Origin of the sequence: Piscibacillus sp. B03, assembly GCF_052246295.1 — a bacterium.
Classification (GTDB): domain Bacteria; phylum Bacillota; class Bacilli; order Bacillales; family Alkalibacillaceae; genus Piscibacillus.
Map to the genome: position 1 here is coordinate 93,321 of NZ_JBQQCO010000002.1, position 25,097 is coordinate 118,417.

Sequence of the window (25,097 nt, forward strand, 5' to 3'; positions counted from 1 at the left end):
CATGTGTTTTGTCACATGTTATACTATCTTTTAAGGAGGTTTTATTATGAAGTGGGACAGCCTTTATGAACTACAAAGGAAATTAGATAACGACATTTTAGAACGTAATGATTTAACAAGAGAAGAAGTGATGGATGATAAGATCTTAGCGCTAATTGTTGAAGTTAGCGAACTAGCAAATGAAACACGTTGCTTTAAATATTGGTCACAAAAAGGCCCTAGTGAAACGTCCGTCATTCTAGAAGAATTTGTAGACGGAATTCATTTCTTGCTTTCAATTGGTATTGATTATGGCTATCTATTCAATGGCTCGCAAATCTCAACACAAGATTATTCATTAACTGATCTATTTCATAAATTATATGGAAAAATTAATCGGTTTAAATTAAATCCTACAAACATGCATTATCAAAAAATGTTTAGTACATACTTAGAAATTGGTCTAAAGCTTAATTTTACTGAAGAAGATATACATCAAGCTTATTTAGATAAAAATAAAGTTAATCACGAGCGACAACAATCTGGTTATTAGTTTTGTGAAATGTTTGAAAAACCTTTATAATGGAAAAGGTGTAAACTTTATATTAGTTAATTTATATAGGAGGTAGAGCATGGCTAAATTAGATGAAACACTTACTATGCTGAAAGATCTAACAGATGCCAAAGGGATTCCTGGGAATGAAAAGGAACCGCGTGATGTCATGAATAAGTACATAACGCCACATGCGGATGAAGTGACTCAGGATCATTTGGGTAGCTTAATCGCGAAGAAAACTGGTGAGGAGAATGGACCAAAAGTTATGGTCGCAGGTCACTTAGATGAAGTTGGTTTCATGGTGACTCGCATCGATAAAAATGGCTTTATCTTTTTCCAACCAGTTGGTGGTTGGTGGAACCAAGTTATGTTAGCTCAACGCGTTACTATTATGACGCGCAAAGGTGACGTAACAGGTGTAATTGGTTCTAAACCACCACATATCTTATCAGCTGAAGCACGTAAGAAACCGGTTGAAATTAAAGATATGTTTATTGATATCGGGGCTGCAGACAAGGAAGAAGCAGAAGAATTTGGTGTCCGCCCAGGCGATTCAATTGTTCCTTATTTTGAATTCACTCCGATGAAAAACGATAAGGTGCTTCTTGCTAAGGCATGGGACAACCGTATTGGTTGCGCAATTGCCATTGAAGTCCTTAAGCGTCTGAAAAATGAATCACACCCTAACGTTGTTTATGGTGTAGGAACAGTTCAAGAGGAAATTGGTTTACGTGGTGCAGGTACTTCTGCACATGCTGTACAGCCGGACATCGGCTTTGGTGTAGATGTAGGAATTGCTGGGGATATGCCAGGTGTGGATGATAAAGATGCAGCAAGTGAATTAGGTAAAGGGCCTCAAATTGTTCTTTACGATGCATCAATGGTTTCACATAAAGGCGTCCGCGACTTAGTCATCGATACAGCAGAAGAGCATAATATTCCATTCCAATACGAGTCTATGCCTGGTGGTGGAACTGACTCAGGTAAGATTCACTTAACTGGTGACGGTGTTCCATCATTATCTATTACAGTACCGACTCGTTACATTCATTCACATGCAGCTATGCTACATCGTGATGATTTTGAGAATACAGTTAATCTACTTGTTCACGTCATTAAAAAATTAGATCGTGAAACAGTTGAAAACCTAACTTTTAACTAAAGTGAAAAAGCTGTCCAAACAAATTGGACAGCTTTTTTATCGGTCCCTTTTCGGAATTTATCGGTCCCTTTTCGGAATTTATCGGTCCCTTTTCGGAATTTATCGGTCCCTTTTCGGAATTTATCGGTCCCTTTTCGGAATTTATCGGTCCCTTTTCGGAATTTATCGGTCCCTTTTCCCGAATATATATCGATCCGCGTTAAGGGAAATAACCTCATGATATAAATAGCACCAACCGGATGTGATTGGTGCGTTACATAATAGGTATTAAAGTTTTTGTGCCTCTTGTTCTAAAATCGTTAGCATTTGATCTTTTTCATCTTCATTTGCACTTTGCCAAATCATCTCGAATAGCACACCTAGACCCGGGAGCATTTTCTCTTCTCCACTTTTAATTGCGTCTAAAATGGTTGCTTCTAATTCTTCTTCATTATTTCCAGCAATATTACTTTTAATGGCTTTTCTTAAATTTAAATCCAATATGGTCACCTCTTTTTAATTATACATTTTACGTGTAGTTTGACCATTTCATACTAAACTATGTATGATGGTATCAAAAACAAATTAGGAGAACTGTCATGATTGAATCAAAACAGAATAAAAACATTAAAGAATGGAAAAAATTACATAAAAAGAAATATCGTGACGATCATGGTCAATTTCTAGTTGAAGGTTGGCATTTAGTTGAAGAGGCTATAAAGAGCAACTGGATGATTGAAAACATTATTGTTACTGAAAATGAAGAAATACCAATTTCGTGGAGTCAGAATAACGTGACGTTGGTCAGCGATGATGTGTTTAAAGACTTATCACAAACCGAAACACCACAAGGGATCATGGCAGTTGTTCATCAAAAAGAGGAGCTCCCAAAAGAAGCGTTTCGAAAAGTTTTATTATTAGATGCGGTTCAGGACCCTGGTAATGTGGGAACAATTATTAGAAGCGCTCTAGCATTTAATATAGATGCCGTGATTTTAGGAAAAGGTACAGTCGACCTGTTTCATGATAAAGTGGTTAGAGCGACACAAGGTGCGATATTCCATATTCCCGTCGTACGTGGTAATTTATTTCATTGGATTGAAGAGCTTAACCAAAAAGATATCCCTGTATATGGAACTGCCTTAGAACAAAACGCGAAGCCATTGAATAGCATTAAAACAAATGATTTTGCTGTTATAGTAGGGAATGAAGGAAATGGAGTTAATCAAGATATTCTGGATCAAGTAACAGAAACGATTTATATTCCGATTAATGAAAACAGCGAATCATTAAACGTGGGTGTAGCAACTAGTATAGTGCTATATCACTTTACACTTCTGACTTGATAAAATTTGAAATATTATCTATAATACATTTTAGATACAATTGAATGTTTAAAAGCTGTGAATGAGACAAGTAAGCTTTTTTGTTTATTGATTAACAGGGAAGAGTACCTCAGACTGAAAGTACTCTATCAATTGAAAAGCCGAATTTCACTCAGGAGCTGGAACTTGGACCGTTAGAGCGTAAAGGTTTCCCGGCAGTTCGTCCGTTATCGAAATGAAGTGGATTACGAAGCATGTAATCAATTAGGGTGGTAACACGGAATCAAACTCGTCCCTTTGTTATAGGGAGGAGTTTTTTATTTTGTAAAATTTTTTGAGGAGGATCAAGGGTGAAAGAACGTTTAAAAGAAATTAAAGCAGAAGCGTTGGAACAAATTCAATCAGCTGTAGATGAGAAGAAGCTTCAAGATGTTAGAGTCTACTTTTTAGGAAAAAAAGGTCAGATTACAGAAGTGCTAAAAGGCATGGGTAAACTCTCTAAAGAAGAACGCCCTGTTATTGGTCAATTAGCAAATGAAGTTCGCGATGAAATTACAGAGGCATTAGAAAGCAAGCAAGCGAAGTTAGAGCAAGCTGCTTTAGAACAACAACTTAAAGAAGAATCGATTGATGTGACGTTACCTGGTCGTCCGGTGCAAGAAGGTGGACCCCATTTATTAAGAAAAGTCATCCGAAATATTGAAGATCTCTTCACAAGCATGGGATATGCGGTTGCAGAAGGACCAGAAGTTGAAACAGATTTTTACAACTTTGAGTCGTTAAACTTACCAAAAAATCACCCAGCTCGTGATATGCAAGACACCTTTTTCATTACGGAAGAATTATTAATGCGTACGCAAACCTCACCAGTTCAGGCTCGTACGTTAAGAAAACATGAAGGTAAAGGGCCTGTAAAAATCATTTGCCCGGGTAAGGTTTACCGTCGTGACACAGATGACGCAACACACTCACACCAATTTACACAAATTGAAGGGCTATATGTAGATGAGAATATCCGTATGAGTGATTTAAAAGGGACATTAAACACATTTGCAAAGCACATGTTTGGTGAAGACCGTGCGATTCGTTTACGTCCAAGTTTCTTCCCGTTTACTGAACCATCAGTTGAGATGGATATCTCTTGTAAAATTTGTAATGGCGATGGTTGTTCGGTTTGTAAAGGATCGGGCTGGATTGAAATTCTAGGTGCAGGAATGGTTCACCCGAACGTCCTTGAAATGGCAGGTTTCGATTCGAAGAAATATTCAGGATTTGCTTTTGGAATGGGTCCAGAGCGAATTGCGATGTTGAAATACGGTGTTGAAGACATTCGTCATTTCTACACAAACGACATTCGATTCTTAAAGCAATTCCACGGTGTATAAGGGAGGAGTGAATAAACGATGTTAGTATCAAGGAAATGGTTAGAACAATACGTTGATTTAGACGGAATTCATACAAATGATTTAGCAGAAGACATGACAAAGAGTGGTCTTGAAGTTGAAGAGGTTAGAGGCCCTATTTTAAATGATGACAAGATTGTTGTAGGTTATGTCAAAGAATGTGTGCAACATCCGAATGCGGATAAATTAAATTTATGCCAAGTAGATGTTGGAGAAGGTGAGTTAGCACAAATTGTATGTGGAGCTCCGAATGTAGCTGAAGGCCAACACGTTATTGTTGCAAAACCAGGTGCTCGTCTTCCGGGTGGCTTGAAAATTAAAAAAGCAAAACTACGTGGAGAAGCATCGGAAGGGATGATCTGCTCATTACAAGAATTAGGTTATGATGAGAAAAACGTTCCTGAAGAATATAAAGATGGTATATATGTGATTCATCAAGAGGTGACAGTTGGAGAACCAGCTTGCCCTTTATTAAACCTTGATGATGAAATTATTGAAATTGAGCTTACGGCTAATCGTTCTGATTGTTTAAGCATGATCGGAGTCGCTTATGAAGTAGCGGCTATTTATGAAAAAGAGATTAAGTTACCTGAACCAGATGTTCTAATTGCTCAAGAACCTTCAAGTGACTATATCTCAGTAAAAATTCAAGATCAAGAGGCTAACCCTTATTATGGTGCATGGGTTATTAAAGATCTTAAGGTTCAATCATCACCTCAGTGGTTACAAAATCGATTAATCAGTGCAGGGATTCGTCCTATCAATAATGTAGTTGACGTGACGAACTATGTTTTAATCGAGTATGGTCAGCCATTACACGCATTCGATTATGACCGTTTTGATTCAAAAGAAGTTGTAACCCGTATGGCGCATGAAGGTGAAACGATTAAAACATTAGATGGAGAAGAACGTGTTCTAACACCTCAACATTTAGTCATTACGAATGGAAAAGAAGCACATGCCATTGCTGGTGTGATGGGTGGAGAAGAATCGGAAGTTCAAAATGATACGACAACAATTTTACTTGAAGCGGCTTACTTCAACCCTGGTGTCGTACGTCAAGGTTCTAAAGACCACGGGCTTCGTAGTGAAGCTAGCGCGCGCTTTGAGAAAGGTATCGATATTACAAGAGTAAAAGAGGCAGCAGCAAGAGCAGCTGAATTATTAGTAGGTATTGCTGGTGGAAAAGTACTTGGTGAAATGGTTGAGGCTGGATCAACTGAATGGACACCAACATCAGTAACGTTTAACGCTAGAGAAATTAATCAAAAAATTGGAACTGAGATTACAGTTGATGAAATGAAGAATATCATTGAGCGTTTACGTTTCGACTATGAATTAAATGGTGAAACATTTACAGTAAAAGCACCAGCTCGCAGGCAAGATATTGCTATAAAAGAAGATATGGTGGAAGAAATAGCGCGTATGTATGGTTACGACCGAATTCCATATACATTACCTGTAGGTGTCATGAATCAAGGAGGTTTAACCAAACGCCAGAAGCTTCATAGAGAAGTTAATCACTATTTACAAAAAGCTGGATTAAATGAATCCTTAACTTACTCCTTAACAAAACAAGAATGGTCAAATCAATTCGTTAGTCCTGAGATTAAAGAGCAAAACTATGAACCAGTTGGATTAGCATTGCCTATGACAGACTTGCACAGCCACCTGCGGTTAAGTGCTATACCTGAACTATTATCTAGTGTTCAACATAATGTCGCACGCAATCAGTACAATGTTGCTTTATATGAAATTGGTTCAATTTACTTGCAAGAACAAAAAGATGAACAACCATCAGAAAATGTTCGAGTTGCTGCAGCCGTAACAGGTCTATGGGAAAACCATCCATGGCAAGGAGAGAAGAAACCTGTTGATTTCTTTACCGTTAAAGGGATTTTAGAGGGGTTATTTGATCATTTATTAGACGAAGAAGTTGTGTTTGAAAAGGCTGATTTAGACAGATTACATCCTGGCCGTACAGCTGTTATGAAGTTGAAAAATGACGTGATTGGTTACGTTGGCCAGCTGCATCCTTTAGTGCAGAAAGAATATGACTTACAAGAGACTTATGTATTTGATCTAAACTTAGATCAAGTTTTAGATGCTGTTACGAATAATGAGTCATACCGTATGATTTCGAAGTACCCTGCAACTGCACAAGATTTAGCATTTGTGGTAGACCGTGATTTACCTGCAAAACAATTAGAAAAAGCGATTTTAGAACAGGGTCAACCTCATTTAGAGTCAGTACGTGTATTTGATGTTTATCAAGGTGAGCATATGGAAGAAGGTAAGAAATCCATTGCATTCAACCTGTTATTCCAAAATGACGAACGCACATTGAAAGATGAAGAAATAGAGGAAGCAAGACACACAATTGTTAAACATCTTGAAAAAGAATACAGTGCTGTATTAAGAGGATAATTGAAATAGCCGATGTTAGGTTATAATACCTAACATCGGCTTTTTTACTTCTTGTATCGCTAAGTTCTCACCATATTAAGGCGAGGTTTCGTCGAATAAGGCTCTCCAGAATGTCTGTAATGGCAACTTAAGCTTTTCCCTGTGCCTTCTTTGTATTGGCAAAATGTACTTTTGCCACTTTGTCTAAATAATCGTGACCCTTCATACTGATGATCTTTTTAATTTGCTGATCGACAATTTTAGAAGCGCCTTTTTGTAAGTCGAAACCTATGTCCTTCGATAATCGATTGATTTCGTATATAAAACGATACCTTGCAATCATTGAAGCTGCTGCAACGGAGGTTGAATAGCTTTCTGCCTTAGTCATAAATGTTAGCTCTGAATGTGATGTCTCACCTGTTGCTTTAACATGATTGTAAAAGATTTCAGGTTTACAAAATTGGTCCACCAAAATACCGCTTGGTTTAATGGTATTGTCCATCTTAATTAACACATTCTTAATCGCATGGTGATGCATCCAAGCTTTCATACGACCTTGAGTCCAGCCGCTACGTTGTAGTTTGTTATATTTTTCATTACTTAAAGTTAATGAACTATAAACGATATCGGTTTTAAGGACGTCTTTAACAATAGACTTTATTGTTGGGTCCTTCATCGTTTTTGAATCTTTGACCCCTAATTCCCGTAATAATGCTTGTTGTTTTTCAGTGGCATACACTGCAGCGACCGTAATTGGCCCAAAATAATCGCCCGTTCCTGCTTCGTCCGACCCAATGTGATCCTTCTTAAGAAAACTCGGTAACTGTTCATCTGTTTTTGTCGATTTAGAGCTGGAGTTTGATGCGGTGCTAGTATCCCATTTATTAGCTTCTTCAGTGTGTTGAGGACCTTGGAACATAACTTTACCAGATTCGTATGCAGTTATTTTGCAACCATTCATCGTGGCAGCTAATATTGAGTACGGTGGTTTATTGGACTCACGATAGGGTGAGTAATAGTTAACTAATTTTTTCATTTCATCAGGTTTAAGTTTTATGACAGATTGTCCCATAATTAGGCTCCTTTTTTTATACTATAATTATTATATCATGCTGTTAAAAACTATGAATCCAAAATATCTACTTTCCCAATTCTATTAAAACGTGTTACTATATGGTTTAGAAATGTATTTGAGGAGGACTCGTGATGTCAGAGTCAAGTAAAAACAGAATCACAGTCGAAATAAATAACCGTAAATTCACCGTTGTTGGTGAAGAGTCTACTGAACATATAAAAATGGTAGCAAGCTTAGTTGACCAAAAGATGGAAGAATTTCGCTATGCTAAGCCTTCTTTAGATACATCACAGCTCGCTGTACTAACTGCTCTAAATACTATGAGTGATTACTTAAAATTAAAAGACGAATACAATGCACTAGTGCAGAAAGAAAGGAAGAAGAATAGACGATAAAATGGTTAGTTTAATACTCTTTATACTACTAATATTAGGATTTTTAATCGGTTTAAAACGTGGTTTTATACTACAAATATTACACCTGACAGGATTTATAGTAGCTTTCGTCATAGCGATCTTGTATTTCAGAGACTTAGCTGAACACTTAGAGCTTTGGATTCCATATCCACAACTTAGTGAAGATTCGTTTTGGGGAGATTTGTCTAATTCTGTAGATTTAGAACATGCGTTTTACAATGCTATTGCATTCTTTGTTATTTTTATTGTTATAAAAATTATTATGCAGATTGTAGCTAATTTACTAGATTTTGTTGCTCATTTACCAGTGTTAAATAGTATCAACAATTTGCTAGGAGCAATTTTTGGATTGATAGAGATGTATGTGATCTTATTTGTCATTCTTTTCTTTGCATCTCTAGTGCCAATGGATACGGTGCAAGATTTAATTAATGACTCTACCCTGGCTACATTTATAATAGAGAAGACGCCTGTTATTTCAGAACAATTAAAGGATAAATGGTTTACAACTTTAAATTAAACTTTGAGAGGTTACTCAACAACTGAGTCAACCTCTCTTTTGTATGTAGTTATTACATTCTGTAAAGGTGGTTTATTCATGGATAAAAAACAAGTGATTAAACATTTAGAGACCATTGCAACATATTTAGAACTAAAAGGTGAGAATGCATTTAAAATATCTGCTTATCGAAAGGCTGCACAAGCTTTAGAAAGAAATGATCGATCGTTAAATGAAATTGATGACTTTGGTGCATTATCAGGGATTGGAAAAGGTACTAAAGCAATTATCGAAGAATATATAGAACATGGTGAAACGAATACTCTAAATGAGTTAGCAGAAGAGGTGCCAAAAGGATTAATCCCTTTACTAAAGATTCAAGGGCTAGGTGGTAAAAAACTTTCTAGACTATATCAAGAACTAGGAGTGATTGATGAAGCCACTCTTAGAAAAGCGTGTGAAAATGGTGAAGTTGAATCTATGAGCGGGTTCGGCAAAAAGTCTGTAGAAAAAATCTTAAAGGCTTTAGATGATGCAGGCTCACGACCAGAACGTTTACCAGTCTCGTATGTTATACCAATAAAAGAAGAAGTCGAAGCCCAGCTTAGACAAGTTAAACATGTATTAGATTTCTCAATAGCTGGTTCATTACGTCGCTTGCAAGAAACCGTTAAAGACCTTGATTTTATCATAGCTACTGAACACCCAGAAGAAGTTGCAGAACAACTTGTCCAACTACCAAATGTGTTTGAAGTTGTTTCAAAAGGTTTGACGAAAGTAACGGTACTGGTAGATGGTGAATGGAATCTTTCTGTTGATTTTAGATTAATTGAACCTGAGCATTTCATAACGACATTACATCATTTTACAGGTTCTAAAGACCATAATGTGGAAATGAGACGTCTCGCAAAAGAAAAAGGCTATAAAATAAGCGAGTATGGAATTGAAGACGTTGAATCTGGTGAAGTCCATACATTTACAACGGAGGAAGAGTTCTTTAATTTCTTAGACCTCCCTTATCTCCCGCCAGAAGTACGGGAAACAGGAGAAGAGTGTTCATATGAGGTGCTTCCTGAATTAGTTGATTTACATCACATTCGCGGTGATTTACACATGCACACGACGTGGAGTGATGGAGCACAATCAATAGATGAAATGGCTGAGAAGGCTATTGAAAAAGGGTACGAGCACATTATTATTACAGATCACTCTAAGTTTTTGCGCGTTGCGAATGGGTTAAATGAAAAGCGTTTAAGGGAGCAGCAACAGAAAATTAAAGAATGGAATGATGTCCATTCTGAATTAACCATTTTATCTGGTGTTGAAATGGACATATTACCAAATGGAGAGTTAGATTTTGATGAAACGTTCCTAGGAGAATTAGATTTCGTCATTGCGTCTATTCATTCAAGTTTTAATCAATCTGAAGAGAAGATTATGGCGCGCTTAACAGCTGCGCTGGAATCGCCATATGTTGATATGATTGCCCATCCAACAGGCAGGTTAATTGGCAAAAGAGAAGGATATCCAGTAAACTTAGAAGAGTTTATTGATAAGGCAGTTCAGACGAACACAATTATTGAATTAAATGCTAATCCCAATCGTTTAGACTTAACGTGGGAGTGGTTACAAGTGGCTCAAGATCAAGGTGCTAAAATCGCAATCAATACAGATGCTCACAACTTTAGAATGCTCGATGATATGAAAATTGGAGTACAAGCGGCACGCAAAGGGCTGATTCTTAAGGATACAGTTGTGAATACTTGGAGTATAGAGGATTTGTTAGGTTTTTTAAAGAAGAAAAAAGGTGATTAAAATGAACGAAAAAATTCTTAATCAATTAGAATTTTATAAAATAAAAGAATGGTTAGAGGGGCACGCAGCCACGAGTTTAGGTAAAGAATTAGCTCTTAAAACGTTTCCCTCCACTGAACTAGAAGAGGTTAAAGCTTGGCAGGAAGAAACGGATGAAGCTGTAACCATTTTAAGATTGAAAGGTCATGTACCGTTAGGCGGAATTAGTGACATTCGACCAGCTATTAAACGTGCTACTATTGGTGGTATCTTAACAGCAAGTGAACTAATGAGTATTGCTAGTACTTTGTATGGTGTTAAGCAATTAAAGACCTTTATTGAAAGTTTAGAAGAAGAGACTTTACCGATATTTAAAAGTTATATTGAAGAACTGGTCGTTTTAAATCAACTAGAACGATCTATTAAGAACTGTATTGATGACCATGGTCATATTATGGATGGTGCCTCCAGTAAACTTCGAACTATTCGTAATCAAATTAGAACGTATGAAAGTCGTGTGCGTGATCAATTAGATTCTTTTACAAAATCCAAAAGTAATATGTTATCAGACTCCATTGTAACGATTCGTAATGACCGATATGTGTTACCTGTTAAACATGAATATCGTTCTACATTTGGTGGAATCGTTCATGATCAGTCATCTTCTGGACAAACGCTATTTATCGAACCACAAGCAGTGGTTGATTTAAACAACAAACTTCAAGAAGCACGTTTAGAAGAAGAACAAGAGATTGAGAAGATTTTACGTGAATTATCAAGTTATGTTCAAGCTGACGTAGAAGAGTTAAGATACGATGTTGATCTTTTACAAAAAATTGACTTTATCGTTGCGAAAGGTAAGCTATCTAGACAACTGAGAGCAGTAAAGCCTAAGATGAATCAAGATGGGTTTATTCATATGCGTCAGGCTAGACACCCCTTAATTTCTGACGATGAAGTGGTAAGCAATGATGTTGAAATTGGGAAAGATTATACAGCCATTGTGATTACAGGACCAAATACTGGTGGTAAAACAGTCACTTTAAAGATGGTTGGTCTTTGCACATTAATGGCACAATCGGGTTTGCAAGTTCCTGCGTTAGATGGATGTGAACTAGCTGTATTTGACCATGTCTTTGCTGATATAGGTGATGAGCAATCGATTGAGCAAAGTTTAAGTACTTTTTCATCACATATGAGTAACATCGTACAAATATTAGAAGATGTTAATCATAATTCATTAGTGTTATTTGATGAGTTAGGTGCCGGTACAGACCCACAAGAAGGTGCAGGGTTGGCTATGGCGATATTAGATTTTGTTGTTGAGCGAAAGTCTCGTGTTATAGCTACAACTCATTACCCAGAATTAAAAGCTTATGGATATAATCGTGATGAAGTCATCAATGCTTCAGTTGAATTTGATGTACAAACGTTACAACCAACATATCGTTTATTATTAGGTGTTCCTGGTCGCAGTAATGCATTTGATATTTCTAAACGCTTAGGGTTAAATGACACCATTATTGATAAAGCCAAATCAATGGTGAGTGAAGATTCTAGATCTGTTGAGAATATGATTGCATCATTAGACCAATCAAGGAGACAAGCTGAAGATCGATATGAAGAAGCTGATCAATTATTACAGGAAGCTTCTGAACTGTATAGTGATCTAAAACATGAATACGAACAATATTTGAAACATAAAGACAAACACATGGATAAGGCAAAAGAAAAAGCAAATACAATTGTTGATAAAGCAGAAAAAGAAGCAGAACAAGTGTTACAAGAAATTCGTGAAATGAAAGATCAAGCTCACATTAAAGAACACAAACTTATTGACGCTAAGAAAAGATTATCGGATCAGAAAGAACAATTTAAAGATCAAGATCACCAGCCAAAGAAAGAAGTTAAAAAGGTTCAAAACTTCAAACCAGGTGATGAAGTACATGTCTTATCATTTAATCAAAATGGTCATATCGTTGATCAGATTAGTGATAAAGAATATGAAGTGCAACTTGGTATTTTAAAAATGAAGGTTCCGGCAAAACAGCTTGAGTTTATAAAAAGACCTAATCCATTAAAAACAAAGCCTATGGCATCTGTTAAAGGTAGTGCTTATCATGTAAAGCCTGAACTAGACCTTAGAGGCGAACGTTATGAAGATGCACTTCAGAGGTTAGAAAAATATCTTGATGAAGCATTATTAGCGAATTATCATCAGGTGTCAATTATTCATGGTAAAGGTACAGGAGCATTAATGAAGGCTGTTCAACAATTCGCAGATGAACACAGAGCCGTTAAGAACAAACGGTTTGGTCACCCTAATGAGGGCGGCAGTGGAGTGACAATTTTAGAACTAAAGTAGTATAACAGCGTGTTTACATGCATATGTATGAAGAGAGGTTAATAAAATTATGGAAACATTAGCTAAGGTGTTAATGGTGGTTGCGATCTTATTCGTCATCGTAGGGGTCATTTTTCTAATATATAGCTAATAATAAAGTAGTTCACGACGCAAAGTAATGTTATATAGGTCTTGTGAACTACTTTTTTTGTCGATTTTGTCTGATAATTAGAATAATTGTTTTAATTTTGTCCAAATGTTGTTTATAATATTAATTAATATATATTAAAGGAGGCTGTTAATAGTGGGGGTAGATTTAACTAAACCGTGGTATAAGCATTATCCTGAGGAAGTACCAAGAACGATTGAGTATGACGATAGACCTTTACAGGACTTTTTGCAAGACGCGGCAGAGAAATTCCCTGATAAGTGTGCTGTACATTTTATGGGGAAAGAAATCACATATCAAGAAGTATTTGATTCTGCCAAGAAATTCGCAAGTTATCTACAAGGATTAGGTCTTGAAAAGGGTGACAGAGTAGCAATTATGCTACCTAATACACCACAATCCGTGATCACATACTATGGTGCTTTACTTGGTGGTGCAATTGTTGTTCAGACAAATCCACTGTACACAGAAAGAGAACTTGAATACCAGTTAAAGGACTCAGGAGCAAAATTCTTAGTATGTTTGGACATTTTGTTACCAAGAGCGAATAATGTAAAAGGTGATACTGATTTAGAACACATTATTGTAACCGGTATCAAGGATTATTTACCATTCCCTAAGAATTTAATCTATCCAATTATACAGAAAAGAGAGTACAACATCGTGGTCAAACCTGAACATAAAGGTGACACACATGTTTGGACCAAAATGTTAGAAGAAGCGAGTACAGACTATACAGCCTATGAAATTGACCCTCAAGAAGATCTCGCATTGCTTCAATATACAGGTGGCACTACAGGTTTTCCAAAAGGTGTTATGCTTACGCACCGTAACTTAGTTGCCAATACTCAAATGAGTCGTCATTGGGTGTATAAAGCAGAATACGCTAATGAAATTGTGTTAGGAATTTTACCGTTTTTCCACGTCTACGGTATGACAGCTGTAATGAACTTGTCCGTAATGATGGCGCAAAAAATGGTATTAGTACCGAAGTTTGATGTTGATACAGTTCTTAAATTAATTGATAAACAAAAGCCAACATTATTCCCTGGCGCACCAACCATTTATATTGGATTGTTAAATCACCCTAAATTAAAGAACTATGATCTATCATCCATCGAGGCTTGCTTAAGTGGCTCTGCACCATTACCAGAGGAGGTCCAACAGCGCTTTGAAAAGGTAACAGGAGGTAAGTTAGTTGAAGGTTACGGGTTAACTGAATCATCACCAGTGACACATTCTAATTTAATTTATGAGAACAGAAGAGCAGGAACAATCGGGTTACCTTGGCCAGATACTGATTCGAAAATCTTCAAACCTGATACACTAGAAGAATTACCTGTAGGTGAAGTCGGAGAAATCGCCGTAAAAGGACCTCAAATTATGAAAGGCTATTGGAATAAACCAGAAGAAACTGCTAATACAATTAAAGACGGTTGGTTATTGACTGGTGATATGGGGTATATGGATGAAGATGGTTATTTCTATGTAGTTGATCGTAAGAAAGACATGATTATTGCAGGTGGTTTTAATATTTATCCACGTGAAGTTGAAGAAGTTCTTTATGAACATGAATCTATTGCAGAAGCTGTTGTTGCTGGAATACCAGATCCATACCGTGGTGAAACAGTTAAAGCGTATATAGTATTAAAAGACGGTGCAAACTTAACAGAAGAAGAGTTAGATCAATATTGCCGTGAAAACTTAGCAGCATTTAAAGTGCCTAAGTTATATGAATTTAGAGCTGAGTTACCAAAAACAGCCGTAGGAAAAATTTTACGCAGAAAATTAGTGGATGAAGAAAAAGAAAAAATGAAAACAGAAGAGGCAAATTCGACATCTTAGTTGACAGTTTTTAATTTTGCTTATATTATGATAAGTGAATGACCATTCATTCAGTTTTCTAAGGAGTACATTATGAAGAGTAATAAGCCGAAATATAAGAAAATTATTGATGCAGCTGTAGAAGTAATTGCTGAAAATGGTTACCATGCATCACAAGTATCTAAAATTGCCAAGCGAGCTGGTGTGGCTGATGGTACAATATATTTATATTTTCAAAATAAAGAAGACATCCTCGTATCAGTCTTTCAAGAGAAGATGGGTCAATTCATTTCTCGCATAGAGGAAGTCATTGTAGATCATCAATCAGCTGATGAGAAGTTGTATAATTTAATTGAGATGCACTTCCGTCAGCTGTCTGAAGATCCGTCGCTAGCCATCGTGACACAGTTAGAATTAAGACAATCTAAGAAAGAGTTACGCATGAAGATTAATGATGTCTTAAAGGGCTATTTAAGGGTGGTTGATCAAATATTAAAAGAAGGCATGGAAGAGGGAACTTTTCATTCTCACTTAAATGTTAAACTCGTGCGACAAGTTATTTTTGGAACTCTTGATGAAGTCGTGACTAACTGGGTTATGAAAGAACAAAAGTATGATTTAGTCAATCAAGCTAAAGAGGTTCATTTCATTATTGCGAATGGCCTTAAAATACATCAATCATAAGGAGTTGTCTTGATGGAGCATCTAACTTGGAAACAAGAAGGAAATGTAGCATCTGTTACAATTCAAAGCCCTCCAGCAAACGCCTTATCATCAGGCATCCTTCAAGACCTATCAACTGTATTAGACGAAATTGAGAAAGGTTCGTCTATTAAAGCGGTTGTTTTAAGAGGTGAAGGTAAGTTTTTCTCTGCGGGTGCAGACATTAAAGAGTTTACGACACTTCAAGGTGAAAGCGATTACGCAGGTTTAGCCAAAAAGGGACAAGATCTATTCAATAGAATTGAAACGTTCCATGTGCCTGTTATTGCTTCTATCCACGGAGCTGCATTAGGTGGCGGCCTTGAACTAGCGATGTCTTGTCACGTAAGAGTGGTTACAAAAAACGCTAAATTAGGTTTACCTGAGTTAAACTTAGGTATAATTCCTGGTTTTGCAGGAACTCAAAGGTTACCGCGTTATGTTGGTTTACCTAAAGCGTATGAAATGGTGTTAACAGGTGAACCAATTAGTGGTGAAGAAGCCGCTAGATTAGGTCTAGCAAATCACGCTGTTAGTGATGAAGAACTAGAGGCATTTTCTATGAAACTAGCAAATAAATTTGCTAGTAAGAGTGGCCCTTCAATTAATGCAGTTATGAAATTACTACCATTTGCACAAACTTCTCAATTTAAAGAAGGTGTTGAGGCGGAAGCTGTCGAATTTGGTAAAGTGTTTGGGAATTCCGATGCAAAAGAAGGAATTGCTGCTTTTATAGAAAAGCGAAAACCAAACTTTAAAGATCAATAGACTTGAAGGAGGTAATCCTATGAACATTTATGTACTAATGAAAAAGACATTTGACACAGAAGAGAAAATTCAAATTAACGGAGGGGTTATTGAAGAAGAAGGTGCAGAATTTATCATTAACCCTTATGATGAATACGCAATTGAAGAAGCGATTAAAATCCGTGATGACCATGGTGGCGAAGTAACAGTCGTAACTGTAGGTGATGAGGAGTCAGAAAAACAACTACGTACGGCATTAGCTATGGGAGCAGACAAAGCGGTATTAATTAATACTGAAGAAGATTTAGAAGAAGGCGATCAGTACACAACTGCTCGTATTCTTGAAGCATATTTTGAAGATAAGGAAGTAGACATTATTTTAGCGGGTAATGTTGCCATTGATGAAGCTAGTGGTCAAGTTGGTCCAAGACTAGCAGATCGTTTAGACATTCCTTATGTAACTACAATCACGGAATTAAATATTGATGGTGATACGGTCAGTATTGTACGTGACGTAGAAGGTGACGAAGAAAAAATTGAAACGTCATTACCACTTCTAGTAACGTGTCAGCAAGGTTTAAATGAGCCACGTTATCCATCATTACCAGGAATTATGAAGGCGAAGAAGAAGCCTCTTGAAGAGTTAGAAATCGATGATCTAGATCTTGATGAAGACGATGTCGAAGCGAAAACAGAGACAGTTGAAGTTTTCCTTCCACCTGAAAAAGAAGCTGGCAAGGTGTTAGAAGGCGAGACAGACGAACAAGTTAAGGAACTTGTGTCATTACTAAGATCTGAAGCAAAAGTACTTTAATTTGACAGGTGTAGAAAGGAGAATGAAAAATGACAAAATTATTAGCATTTGCAGAATTAAAAGACGGTGAAATTCGTAACGTTTCATTTGAAACAGTAGCTGCTGCTCGTCAAATCGACGAAAGCGCAGAAGTAGTTGCTGTTGTTTTAGGAAATGAAAACTTGGAAGATGCTGCTAACGAAATGATTCAATATGGTGCAGATCGAGCAGTAACAGTAGCACATGAAAATTTAACTAACTATACATCTGATGGATATACTCAAGCTGCTATGGCTGTTATAGATCAAGAAAATCCGGATGGCCTTGTAATGGGTCATACTTCTGCAGGGAAAGACTTATCACCTCGCCTTGCTAGTAAACTAGATAATGGTCTAGTATCAGATATTACTGGAATTGAAGGGGAGAACTATGTTCGTCCTATCTATTCTGGTAAAGCTTTTGAAAAGAAAGCAATTAAGGATGGAAAGACGTTTATTACAATCCGTCCAAATAACATTGCTCCACTTGAGAAAGATGAAAGTCGCTCAGGTGATGTGACATCATTAGATGTTGATGTAAAAGACTTACGTACAATTATTAAAGATGTTGTACGTAAAGCTTCAGATGGTGTTGACTTATCAGAAGCAAATATTATCGTTGCAGGTGGCCGTGGCGTTAAAAGTGAAGAAGGTTTTGAACCACTTTTCGAATTAGCTGATGTACTAGGTGCAGCGGTTGGGGCATCTCGTGGTGCTTGTGACGCAGGGTACTGTGACTATTCATTACAGATTGGTCAAACAGGTAAAGTAGTAACACCTGACCTTTATATCGCTTGTGGTATTTCAGGTGCTATTCAGCACTTAGCAGGTATGTCTAACTCTAAAGTTATTGTAGCTATCAACAAAGACCCAGAAGCAAACATCTTTAATGTTGCTGACTACGGTATCGTAGGTGACCTATTCGATGTTGTACCGAAACTGACTGAAGAACTAAAAGCATTACAAGTTAAGTAAGACGTGACAGAGTTCTTTGCCTCAAGTTAGGTGAAGAACTCTTTATTTAAGTCATATATTTATATCTATTTGCAAACGAAAGTTGGTGGGTGCTCGTAGACTTTAGCAGGAAAAGCAACAACTGAAGACCCCGCAGTGAGATTGACTCACGAGGAGGCTGAAGCGTTGCCCATGTAAAGCGAAGAGCCTTCCACCAACATGAATTTATTCACGCTTGATCATTGTGTATTAATATAAATGTAATGAGAAACAAAGTATTGGCAAAGATAAGAATTACCGTGATATACTTACTTTACAATTGAAATTGAGGAGGCTAAATTATGGCAATTGTAAATGCAACAGATCAAAACTTTAATGAAGAAGTATCAGATGGTCTAGTACTAGTAGATTTCTGGGCAGCTTGGTGTGGCCCTTGTAAAATGATCGCTCCTGTATTAGAGGAATTAGACGCTGAAATGAGCGATCAAGTTAAAATTGTAAAACTTGACGTTGATGAAAACCAAGAAACAGCACAAAAATATGGTGTAATGAGTATCCCAACTCTTATCCTATTTAAAGATGGCGAAAAAGTTGACCAAACAATGGGCTTCCAGCCAAAAGATGCACTAGAACAATTTGTACAAAAACATGCATAGTAAAGAAAGAGCTAACTTCGGTTGGCTCTTCTTTTTATGTCAGCATACACTCATGGTAAAATAAAGTAATCCCCTATAACTTGAGGTGTTTTTGATGGCTGATCAAATTAAAGAGAAGTTAGCGATCTTACCAGATAAACCTGGTTGCTATTTGATGAAAAATAAAAAAGGTGAAGTAATCTACGTCGGGAAATCAAAATTATTAAAAAACCGAGTAAGATCGTATTTTACTAGTGCTAATGATTTAAAAACTCAACGTTTAGTAAATGAAATTACTGATTTTGAATATATTGTTACGTCTTCTGAGATGGAAGCATTAATTTTAGAGATGAATTTAATCAAAAAGTATGACCCTAAATATAATGTCATGCTAAAAGATGACAAAAGTTATCCGTTCTTGAAAATTACAAATGAAGAACATCCGAGACTTATTGTGACAAGAAAAGTGAAGAAAGATAAGGGTAAATATTTCGGTCCTTATACAAATGTCTATTCAGCAAGAGAAACGAAAAAATTATTAGACAGATTGTATCCTTTAAGAAAATGTAATGTGATGCCTAAGAGAGTTTGCTTATATTATCATATTAATCAATGTTTAGGGCCATGTGAATACACAGTTACTAAAGAAACGAATGAACAACTAGTCCAAAAGATTACATCATTCTTAAGTGGTGGACATCGAGAGATTAAGCAAGAACTGACAGATAAGATGCATAATTTTGCAGAGAATCTTGATTTTGAAAAGGCTAAAGAATATCGCGATATGATAGAACACATAGAGAGTGTAATGGAAAAACAAAAAATGGACCTTCAAGATTTAACTGATAGAGATGTCTTTGGTTTTGCTTATGACAAAGGGTGGATGTGTGTACAAGTATTCTTTATTAGACAAGGTAAACTGATAGAAAGGGATGTGTCGTTATTTCCGTTTTATAACGATCCTCAAGAATCATTTACGAGTTACATCGCCCGTTTTTATCAGCATTCTAACCACATTAAACCTAAAGAAATTTATATACCTATAGGCAGTGACCGTGAAATATTATCTGAAGTATTAGATGTAAGGGTAAAGACACCATTAAGAGGTAAGAAAAAAGACCTTGTTGAATTAGCAATGGAGAATGCTCAAATTTCTCTAAATGAAAAGTTCTCATTAATTGAGCAAGATGAAGAAAGGACTATAAAAGCGGTTGAGACATTAGGTGAAATCCTAAATATTGAAACACCACACCGTATAGAGGCTTTTGACAACTCCAATATTCAAGGAACACATCCTGTATCAGCTATGGTGACATTTGTAGATGGAAAACCAAAGAAAAATGATTATCGAAAATATAAAATTAAAACGGTTGAATCTCCAGATGATTACGAAACGATGAGAGAAGTGATTAGAAGGCGGTATAAAAGGGTACTTAAAGAGCAACAACCATTACCGGATTTGATTATGGTGGATGGTTCAAAAGGGCAAATGTCAGCAGCTCAAGATGTTTTGGAAAATGAATTAGGCTTAGATATACCAATATGTGGATTGGCTAAAGATGATAAACATAAAACAAGTGAATTACTTTATGGGGACCCACCACACCCCGTCCCATTAAAAAGGAATGATCAATCCTTTTACTTAATTCAAAGGATTCAAGATGAAGTCCACCGTTTTGCTATTACTTTTCATAGACAACTAAGAGGTAAGAGTGCTATTCAATCTAGTTTAGATGAAATAGAAGGAATTGGTCCAAAAAGAAAAAGGTTATTAGTACAACATTTTGGGTCTATTGAACAAATCCAAAAGGCTAGCCCAGATGAAATGGCTAAATTAGGGATCCCTGCAAATATTGCAGAGAATATTCAAGCTTATTTTTTGAATGAAAAGAACAGTGATGATGAAAACTAAAGCAAAATTGTAGAAAAATGTAGAAAAACAACTAGGATGTTGGTAAGGATTTCTTGACGCTTTAATCCGTTAGAAGTACAATATAACATGTCATGTTTACTTTTTATGAATGTCTTTAAGAAAGATTTATTTTACACAAAACGAGGGGGGTAACACATGGCGGAAAACCGTGAGTTCTTTTATCGTAGGCTACATTCTCTATTAGGTGTCATACCTATTGGTTTATTTTTAATGCAGCACCTGGTTGTAAACCACTTTTCTACATATGGTCCAGAAGCATTTAATGCTGCAGCACACTTTATGGAAAGCCTACCATTGCGTTTAGGATTAGAGATCTTTGTAATTTATTTACCTCTATTATTCCACGCAATCTATGGGGTTTATATCGCTTTTACGGCTTCACCAAACTCTTTTAAATTTGGTTATTTCCGTAATTGGATGTTCGTATTACAACGTATAACAGGTATTATTACACTAATTTTCGTTGTATGGCACGTATGGGAAACCCGTTTAGCTAATGCGATTTATGGAACTGAAATCAACTTTGACTTAATGGTAACAATCTTAGAAGAACCATTTATGTTCTGGTTCTACATTGTTGGTGTTATTTCTACAGTATTCCACTTTGCTAATGGTCTATGGTCATTCTTTGTAACTTGGGGTATTACTGTTACACCAAGATCACAAGTTATTATGACTTACATTACTATTGGTGTATTTGCGATTTTCACTTACATGGGAATTGCATCGTTAATCGCATTTGTATCAGCATCATAATAATGATTTAATTATGTATTTCGGATTGATAAGGGAGTGAAACAACATAATGAGTAGTAACAAAAATGTCGTGATTGTGGGCGGCGGATTAGCTGGTCTTATGGCAACAATCGAGGTTGCTCAAGCTGGTGTACACGTCGATTTAATTTCACTTGTACCAGTTAAGCGTTCTCACTCCGTTTGTGCACAGGGTGGTATTAACGGTGCCGTTAATACAAAAGGTGAAGGTGACTCACCTTGGGAACACTTTGATGATACGGTATATGGAGGAGACTTCTTAGCTAACCAACCTCCAGTTAAAGCTATGTGTGAAGCGGCTCCTGGCATTATTCATATGTTAGAACGAATGGGTGTTATGTTTAACCGTACACCTGAAGGTTTATTAGATTTCCGTCGTTTCGGAGGTACACAACACCACCGTACGGCTTTCGCCGGAGCAACAACTGGACAGCAGCTTCTATATGCATTAGACGAACAAGTTCGTCGTCAAGAAGCGAACGGATTAGTTACAAAGTATGAAGGTTGGGAATTTATCTCAGCTATTTTAGATGAAGACGGCCGTTCTCGCGGAATTATTGCACAGGATCTAAGCTCACACGAAATGAGAGCATTTAAAGCTGATGCAGTAATCGTTGCAACAGGTGGTCCTGGAATTATTTTTGGTAAGTCTACTAACTCTGTTATTAATACAGGTTCAGCTGCATCAAGACTTTACCAGCAAGGTGCAGCATATGCGAACGGTGAGTTTATCCAAATTCACCCAACTGCCATCCCTGGTGATGACAAACTTCGTTTAATGAGTGAGTCAGCACGTGGTGAAGGTGGACGTGTATGGACTTATAAAGATGGTAAGCCTTGGTACTTCTTAGAAGAAAAATACCCGGCTTACGGTAACCTAGTTCCACGTGATATTGCAACACGTGAAATTTTTGATGTTTGTGTGAATCAGAAGCTAGGTATTAACGGTGAAAACATGGTTTACCTAGATTTATCACATAAAGATCCTAAAGAACTAGATGTTAAACTTGGTGGTATCATTGAAATTTACGAGAAATTCGTAGGTGAAGATCCTCGTAAGGTACCAATGAAGATCTTCCCAGCAGTACACTACTCAATGGGTGGCCTATGGGTTGACTTTGACCAAATGACAAATATTCCTGGTGTATTTGCAGCAGGTGAAGTGGATTATACAATTCACGGAGCTAACCGTTTAGGGGCTAACTCATTATTATCATGTATTTATGGTGGTATGGTAGCAGGGCCTAACGCTGTTAAATATATTGATGGTCTAGATGAACTAGCTGAAGATCAAACTTCGTCTCTATTTGATGAAAAGCTAAAAGAAGAGCAAGAGAAGTTTGAAGGATTAATGAACATGACTTCAGGTAGTGAAAACCCATATAAGTTACACCGTGAACTAGGGGAATGGATGACTGACAATGTAACGGTAGTTCGTGAAAACGAAAAACTGAAGCAAACAGATGAGAAGATTGTTGAGCTGATGGAACGTTATAAAGATATTAACATTGCAGATACTTCAAGATGGAGTAACCAAAGTGTTATGTTCACACGTCAGCTTCAAGATATGCTTCAACTAGCACGTGTCATCACAATTGGTGCATACAATCGTAATGAAAGCCGTGGAGCTCATTACAAGCCTGAATTCCCTGAACGTAATGATGAAGAATGGTTAAAGACAACAAAAGCTACCTTTAACCCTGAGAAAAATGGTCCAGACATTACTTACGAAAAGGTTGATACTTCATTAATAGAGCCTCGTAAGCGTGACTATTCTAAAACGAAATAGAAGGGGGTAAATACAAGATGGCGGAAGAAACAAAAACGATTAGAATGATTATTGAACGTCAAGATAGCCCGGATTCTCAATCGTATGAAGAAGAGTTTGAGATTCCATATAGAAGAAATATGAATGTTATTTCCGCATTGATGGAAATCAGACGTAACCCTGTTAATGCTAAGGGTGAAGACACAACGCCTGTACATTGGGAAATGGGTTGTTTAGAAGAAGTTTGTGGAGCTTGCTCAATGAACATTAATGGAAAGCCTAGACAATCTTGTACAGCGCTAGTGGATCAACTAGAACAACCAATTCGATTAAAGCCAATGGATACATTCCCTGTTATCCGCGACTTAGCTGTAGATCGTAGTCGTATGTTTGATTCACTTAAGAAAGTTAAAGCTTGGACTCCAATCGATGGTACACACGATTTAGGTCCTGGTGAAAGAATGCCTGAAACAAAACGTCAGTGGGCATATGAATTATCTAAATGTATGACTTGTGGTGTTTGCTTAGAAGCATGTCCAAACGTTAACAGTAAGTCTAATTTTATTGGACCAGCAGCTTTATCACAAGTACGTTTACACAATTCAACACCAAATGGATCTATGCATAAAGCTGAACGTATGGATGCTGTAACAGGTGATGGTGGTCTACAGAATTGTGGTAACTCACAAAACTGTGTACAAGCTTGTCCAAAAGGTATTCCACTAACAACTTCAATTGCCGCACTTAACAGAGAGGCAACAGTTAACTCATTCAAGAGTTTCTTTGGTAGTGACTATCAAGTATAATATTTTATTGTTAGGGGCTGACAAGAAGTCAGCCTCTAATTTATAACTAAAAATGAATGAGTATTCATTTTTGAATACATTGGGGGAAAAAGTTATGAGACTACCTAATTACATTCAAGACCTAACGACTTGGAGATCTGAATTTAAGTTCTCAACGACTGTTGAGATACGTTTTTCTGAAACGGATATGTTTGGTCATATGAATAATGTTTCACCATTTATCTATTTTGAAGAAGCAAGAATAAAATTCTTTGACCAACTCAATTTATTTGGTCACTTAGCTGAAGCACAGAGTAAAGTTCCAGTTGTTGGCGATTTACAATGTGATTATATAAGACAAATATTCTTTGGAGATCAAATTTCAATTTACGTAAAAGCAGCAGAGGTTGGCAATAGTTCTATTGATATCCATTATATGGCTATTAATCAGAACAATGAACTTTGCTTAACGGGGAGAGGAACGGTTGTGCAAATTAATCCGAAAACCGGAAAATCTGTCCCGTTTGATGATCATCAAAGAAAGCAACTTAACTCTCTTAGGGAATCCGTAAATAAATAGTTAAATGCTCGAACCAAATTGGGATTATTAACATAAACTATCATGACTAAGTAATTCCTCATAAGGAACAAGTAGCTCACTCTTTAATAGAGGAGGGGTTACCGTTTGGATAGCAAAAAATATCGTCCTACCAATATACTGACAAAAAGAGAAAGAGAAGTTTTTGAATTGCTTGTACAGGATAAGACAACAAAGGAAATAGCAGAGCAACTGTTTATTTCAGAAAAGACTGTGCGAAATCATATCTCAAACACCATTCAAAAATTGCAAGTAAAGGGGCGTTCTCAAGCTGTAGTCGAGTTGATCAGACTTGGTGAAATTCAGCTTTAATTTGAACCGGCTATTATTTGGCCGGTTCCTTTACTATTTTAAAATAACATGACAATATCGACGATTTACTTGAATTTTTCTACAAAAAGCGTGAGAATATTAACATAGACTTTTTTTGAGGAGGAAA

The 25,097-nt window shown here is 36.7% G+C and carries 23 protein-coding genes and 1 other annotated feature; of the genes, 21 read left to right on the top strand and 2 right to left on the bottom strand.

What is annotated here, in order from left to right; translation table 11 throughout:
- The first annotated feature begins 46 nt into the window (after positions 1–46).
- Both ACTWQB_RS02120 and ACTWQB_RS02125 read left to right on the top strand, forming a co-directional pair.
- Positions 47–532, top strand: coding sequence for a dUTP diphosphatase (locus ACTWQB_RS02120; RefSeq protein ID WP_443137533.1), 486 nt, complete (start codon positions 47–49; stop codon positions 530–532).
- A 79-nt stretch (positions 533–611) separates the two neighbouring features.
- Positions 612–1,697 carry a M42 family metallopeptidase gene (locus ACTWQB_RS02125; protein ID WP_443137534.1) on the top strand — a complete coding sequence of 362 codons (1,086 nt, stop codon included), beginning with the start codon at positions 612–614 and terminating at the stop codon, positions 1,695–1,697.
- 267 nt (positions 1,698–1,964) lie between these two features.
- Here the strand turns inward: ACTWQB_RS02125 and sspI are convergent, their stop codons facing one another.
- Entirely contained in the window at positions 1,965–2,177 is a 213-nt protein-coding gene (gene sspI / locus ACTWQB_RS02130) for a small acid-soluble spore protein SspI (RefSeq protein ID WP_443137535.1), read from the bottom strand.
- A gap of 98 nt (positions 2,178–2,275) precedes the next feature.
- On the opposite strand from sspI, the gene ACTWQB_RS02135 reads away from it, so the two are divergent.
- The 3 genes from ACTWQB_RS02135 (at position 2,276) to pheT (ending at position 6,831) form a co-directional block, all read left to right on the top strand.
- Complete coding sequence (locus tag ACTWQB_RS02135; protein ID WP_443137536.1) at positions 2,276–3,022, top strand: TrmH family RNA methyltransferase; 747 nt, start codon at positions 2,276–2,278, stop codon at positions 3,020–3,022.
- A 48-nt stretch (positions 3,023–3,070) separates the two neighbouring features.
- Positions 3,071–3,301: a binding site (T-box leader), on the top strand.
- A gap of 50 nt (positions 3,302–3,351) precedes the next feature.
- A complete protein-coding gene (gene pheS, locus ACTWQB_RS02140; protein ID WP_443137537.1) occupies positions 3,352–4,386 on the top strand; it encodes a phenylalanine--tRNA ligase subunit alpha in 1,035 nt (344 codons plus the stop codon).
- 18 nt (positions 4,387–4,404) lie between these two features.
- A complete protein-coding gene (gene pheT, locus ACTWQB_RS02145) occupies positions 4,405–6,831 on the top strand; it encodes a phenylalanine--tRNA ligase subunit beta (RefSeq protein ID WP_443137538.1) in 2,427 nt (808 codons plus the stop codon).
- 127 nt (positions 6,832–6,958) lie between these two features.
- On the opposite strand, the gene rnhC is transcribed toward pheT, so the two are convergent.
- Positions 6,959–7,882, bottom strand: coding sequence for a ribonuclease HIII (rnhC, locus tag ACTWQB_RS02150; protein ID WP_443137539.1), 924 nt, complete (start codon positions 7,880–7,882; stop codon positions 6,959–6,961).
- Between the two features lie 134 nt (positions 7,883–8,016).
- Here rnhC and zapA point away from each other — a divergent pair, with 134 nt between their 5' ends.
- The 16 genes from zapA to ACTWQB_RS02230 all read left to right on the top strand — a co-directional run bounded on the left by zapA (position 8,017) and on the right by ACTWQB_RS02230 (position 24,970).
- Entirely contained in the window at positions 8,017–8,280 is a 264-nt protein-coding gene (zapA, locus tag ACTWQB_RS02155; RefSeq protein WP_443137540.1) for a cell division protein ZapA, read from the top strand.
- A 1-nt stretch (position 8,281) separates the two neighbouring features.
- The gene (locus ACTWQB_RS02160) at positions 8,282–8,821 is read left to right on the top strand and encodes a CvpA family protein (protein WP_443137541.1); all 540 of its coding nucleotides are present in this window, start codon (positions 8,282–8,284) and stop codon (positions 8,819–8,821) included.
- A 78-nt stretch (positions 8,822–8,899) separates the two neighbouring features.
- On the top strand, positions 8,900–10,615 hold the full coding sequence (polX, locus tag ACTWQB_RS02165; protein ID WP_443137542.1) for a DNA polymerase/3'-5' exonuclease PolX: 1,716 nt from the start codon (positions 8,900–8,902) through the stop codon (positions 10,613–10,615).
- A gap of 1 nt (position 10,616) precedes the next feature.
- On the top strand, positions 10,617–12,959 hold the full coding sequence (locus ACTWQB_RS02170; RefSeq protein WP_443137543.1) for an endonuclease MutS2: 2,343 nt from the start codon (positions 10,617–10,619) through the stop codon (positions 12,957–12,959).
- Between the two features lie 283 nt (positions 12,960–13,242).
- Positions 13,243–14,952 carry a long-chain-fatty-acid--CoA ligase gene (locus tag ACTWQB_RS02175; protein WP_443137544.1) on the top strand — a complete coding sequence of 570 codons (1,710 nt, stop codon included), beginning with the start codon at positions 13,243–13,245 and terminating at the stop codon, positions 14,950–14,952.
- Between the two features lie 72 nt (positions 14,953–15,024).
- Complete coding sequence (locus ACTWQB_RS02180) at positions 15,025–15,615, top strand: TetR/AcrR family transcriptional regulator (RefSeq protein ID WP_443137545.1); 591 nt, start codon at positions 15,025–15,027, stop codon at positions 15,613–15,615.
- 12 nt (positions 15,616–15,627) lie between these two features.
- Positions 15,628–16,401 (top strand): enoyl-CoA hydratase, encoded by a 774-nt coding sequence (locus ACTWQB_RS02185; protein ID WP_443137546.1) that lies wholly within the window; start codon positions 15,628–15,630, stop codon positions 16,399–16,401.
- A 19-nt stretch (positions 16,402–16,420) separates the two neighbouring features.
- Positions 16,421–17,194: an electron transfer flavoprotein subunit beta/FixA family protein gene (locus tag ACTWQB_RS02190; protein WP_443137547.1), complete on the top strand. Its 774-nt coding sequence runs from the start codon at positions 16,421–16,423 to the stop codon at positions 17,192–17,194.
- A gap of 29 nt (positions 17,195–17,223) precedes the next feature.
- Positions 17,224–18,186, top strand: coding sequence for an electron transfer flavoprotein subunit alpha/FixB family protein (locus ACTWQB_RS02195; protein ID WP_443137548.1), 963 nt, complete (start codon positions 17,224–17,226; stop codon positions 18,184–18,186).
- Positions 18,187–18,506: 320 nt separating this feature from the next.
- Positions 18,507–18,821 carry a thioredoxin gene (gene trxA, locus ACTWQB_RS02200; protein ID WP_443137549.1) on the top strand — a complete coding sequence of 105 codons (315 nt, stop codon included), beginning with the start codon at positions 18,507–18,509 and terminating at the stop codon, positions 18,819–18,821.
- A gap of 94 nt (positions 18,822–18,915) precedes the next feature.
- Positions 18,916–20,712, top strand: a complete 1,797-nt coding sequence (uvrC, locus tag ACTWQB_RS02205; RefSeq protein ID WP_443137550.1) for an excinuclease ABC subunit UvrC — start codon at positions 18,916–18,918, stop codon at positions 20,710–20,712.
- 156 nt (positions 20,713–20,868) lie between these two features.
- Positions 20,869–21,489: a succinate dehydrogenase cytochrome b558 subunit gene (locus ACTWQB_RS02210; RefSeq protein WP_443137551.1), complete on the top strand. Its 621-nt coding sequence runs from the start codon at positions 20,869–20,871 to the stop codon at positions 21,487–21,489.
- Between the two features lie 49 nt (positions 21,490–21,538).
- Complete coding sequence (sdhA, locus tag ACTWQB_RS02215; protein ID WP_443137552.1) at positions 21,539–23,296, top strand: succinate dehydrogenase flavoprotein subunit; 1,758 nt, start codon at positions 21,539–21,541, stop codon at positions 23,294–23,296.
- 17 nt (positions 23,297–23,313) lie between these two features.
- Positions 23,314–24,081 carry a succinate dehydrogenase iron-sulfur subunit gene (gene sdhB / locus ACTWQB_RS02220; protein WP_443137553.1) on the top strand — a complete coding sequence of 256 codons (768 nt, stop codon included), beginning with the start codon at positions 23,314–23,316 and terminating at the stop codon, positions 24,079–24,081.
- A gap of 94 nt (positions 24,082–24,175) precedes the next feature.
- A complete protein-coding gene (locus ACTWQB_RS02225; protein WP_443137554.1) occupies positions 24,176–24,640 on the top strand; it encodes an acyl-CoA thioesterase in 465 nt (154 codons plus the stop codon).
- Positions 24,641–24,745: 105 nt separating this feature from the next.
- Positions 24,746–24,970, top strand: a complete 225-nt coding sequence (locus ACTWQB_RS02230; protein WP_091774439.1) for a helix-turn-helix domain-containing protein — start codon at positions 24,746–24,748, stop codon at positions 24,968–24,970.
- The last annotated feature ends 127 nt before the right edge of the window (positions 24,971–25,097 follow it).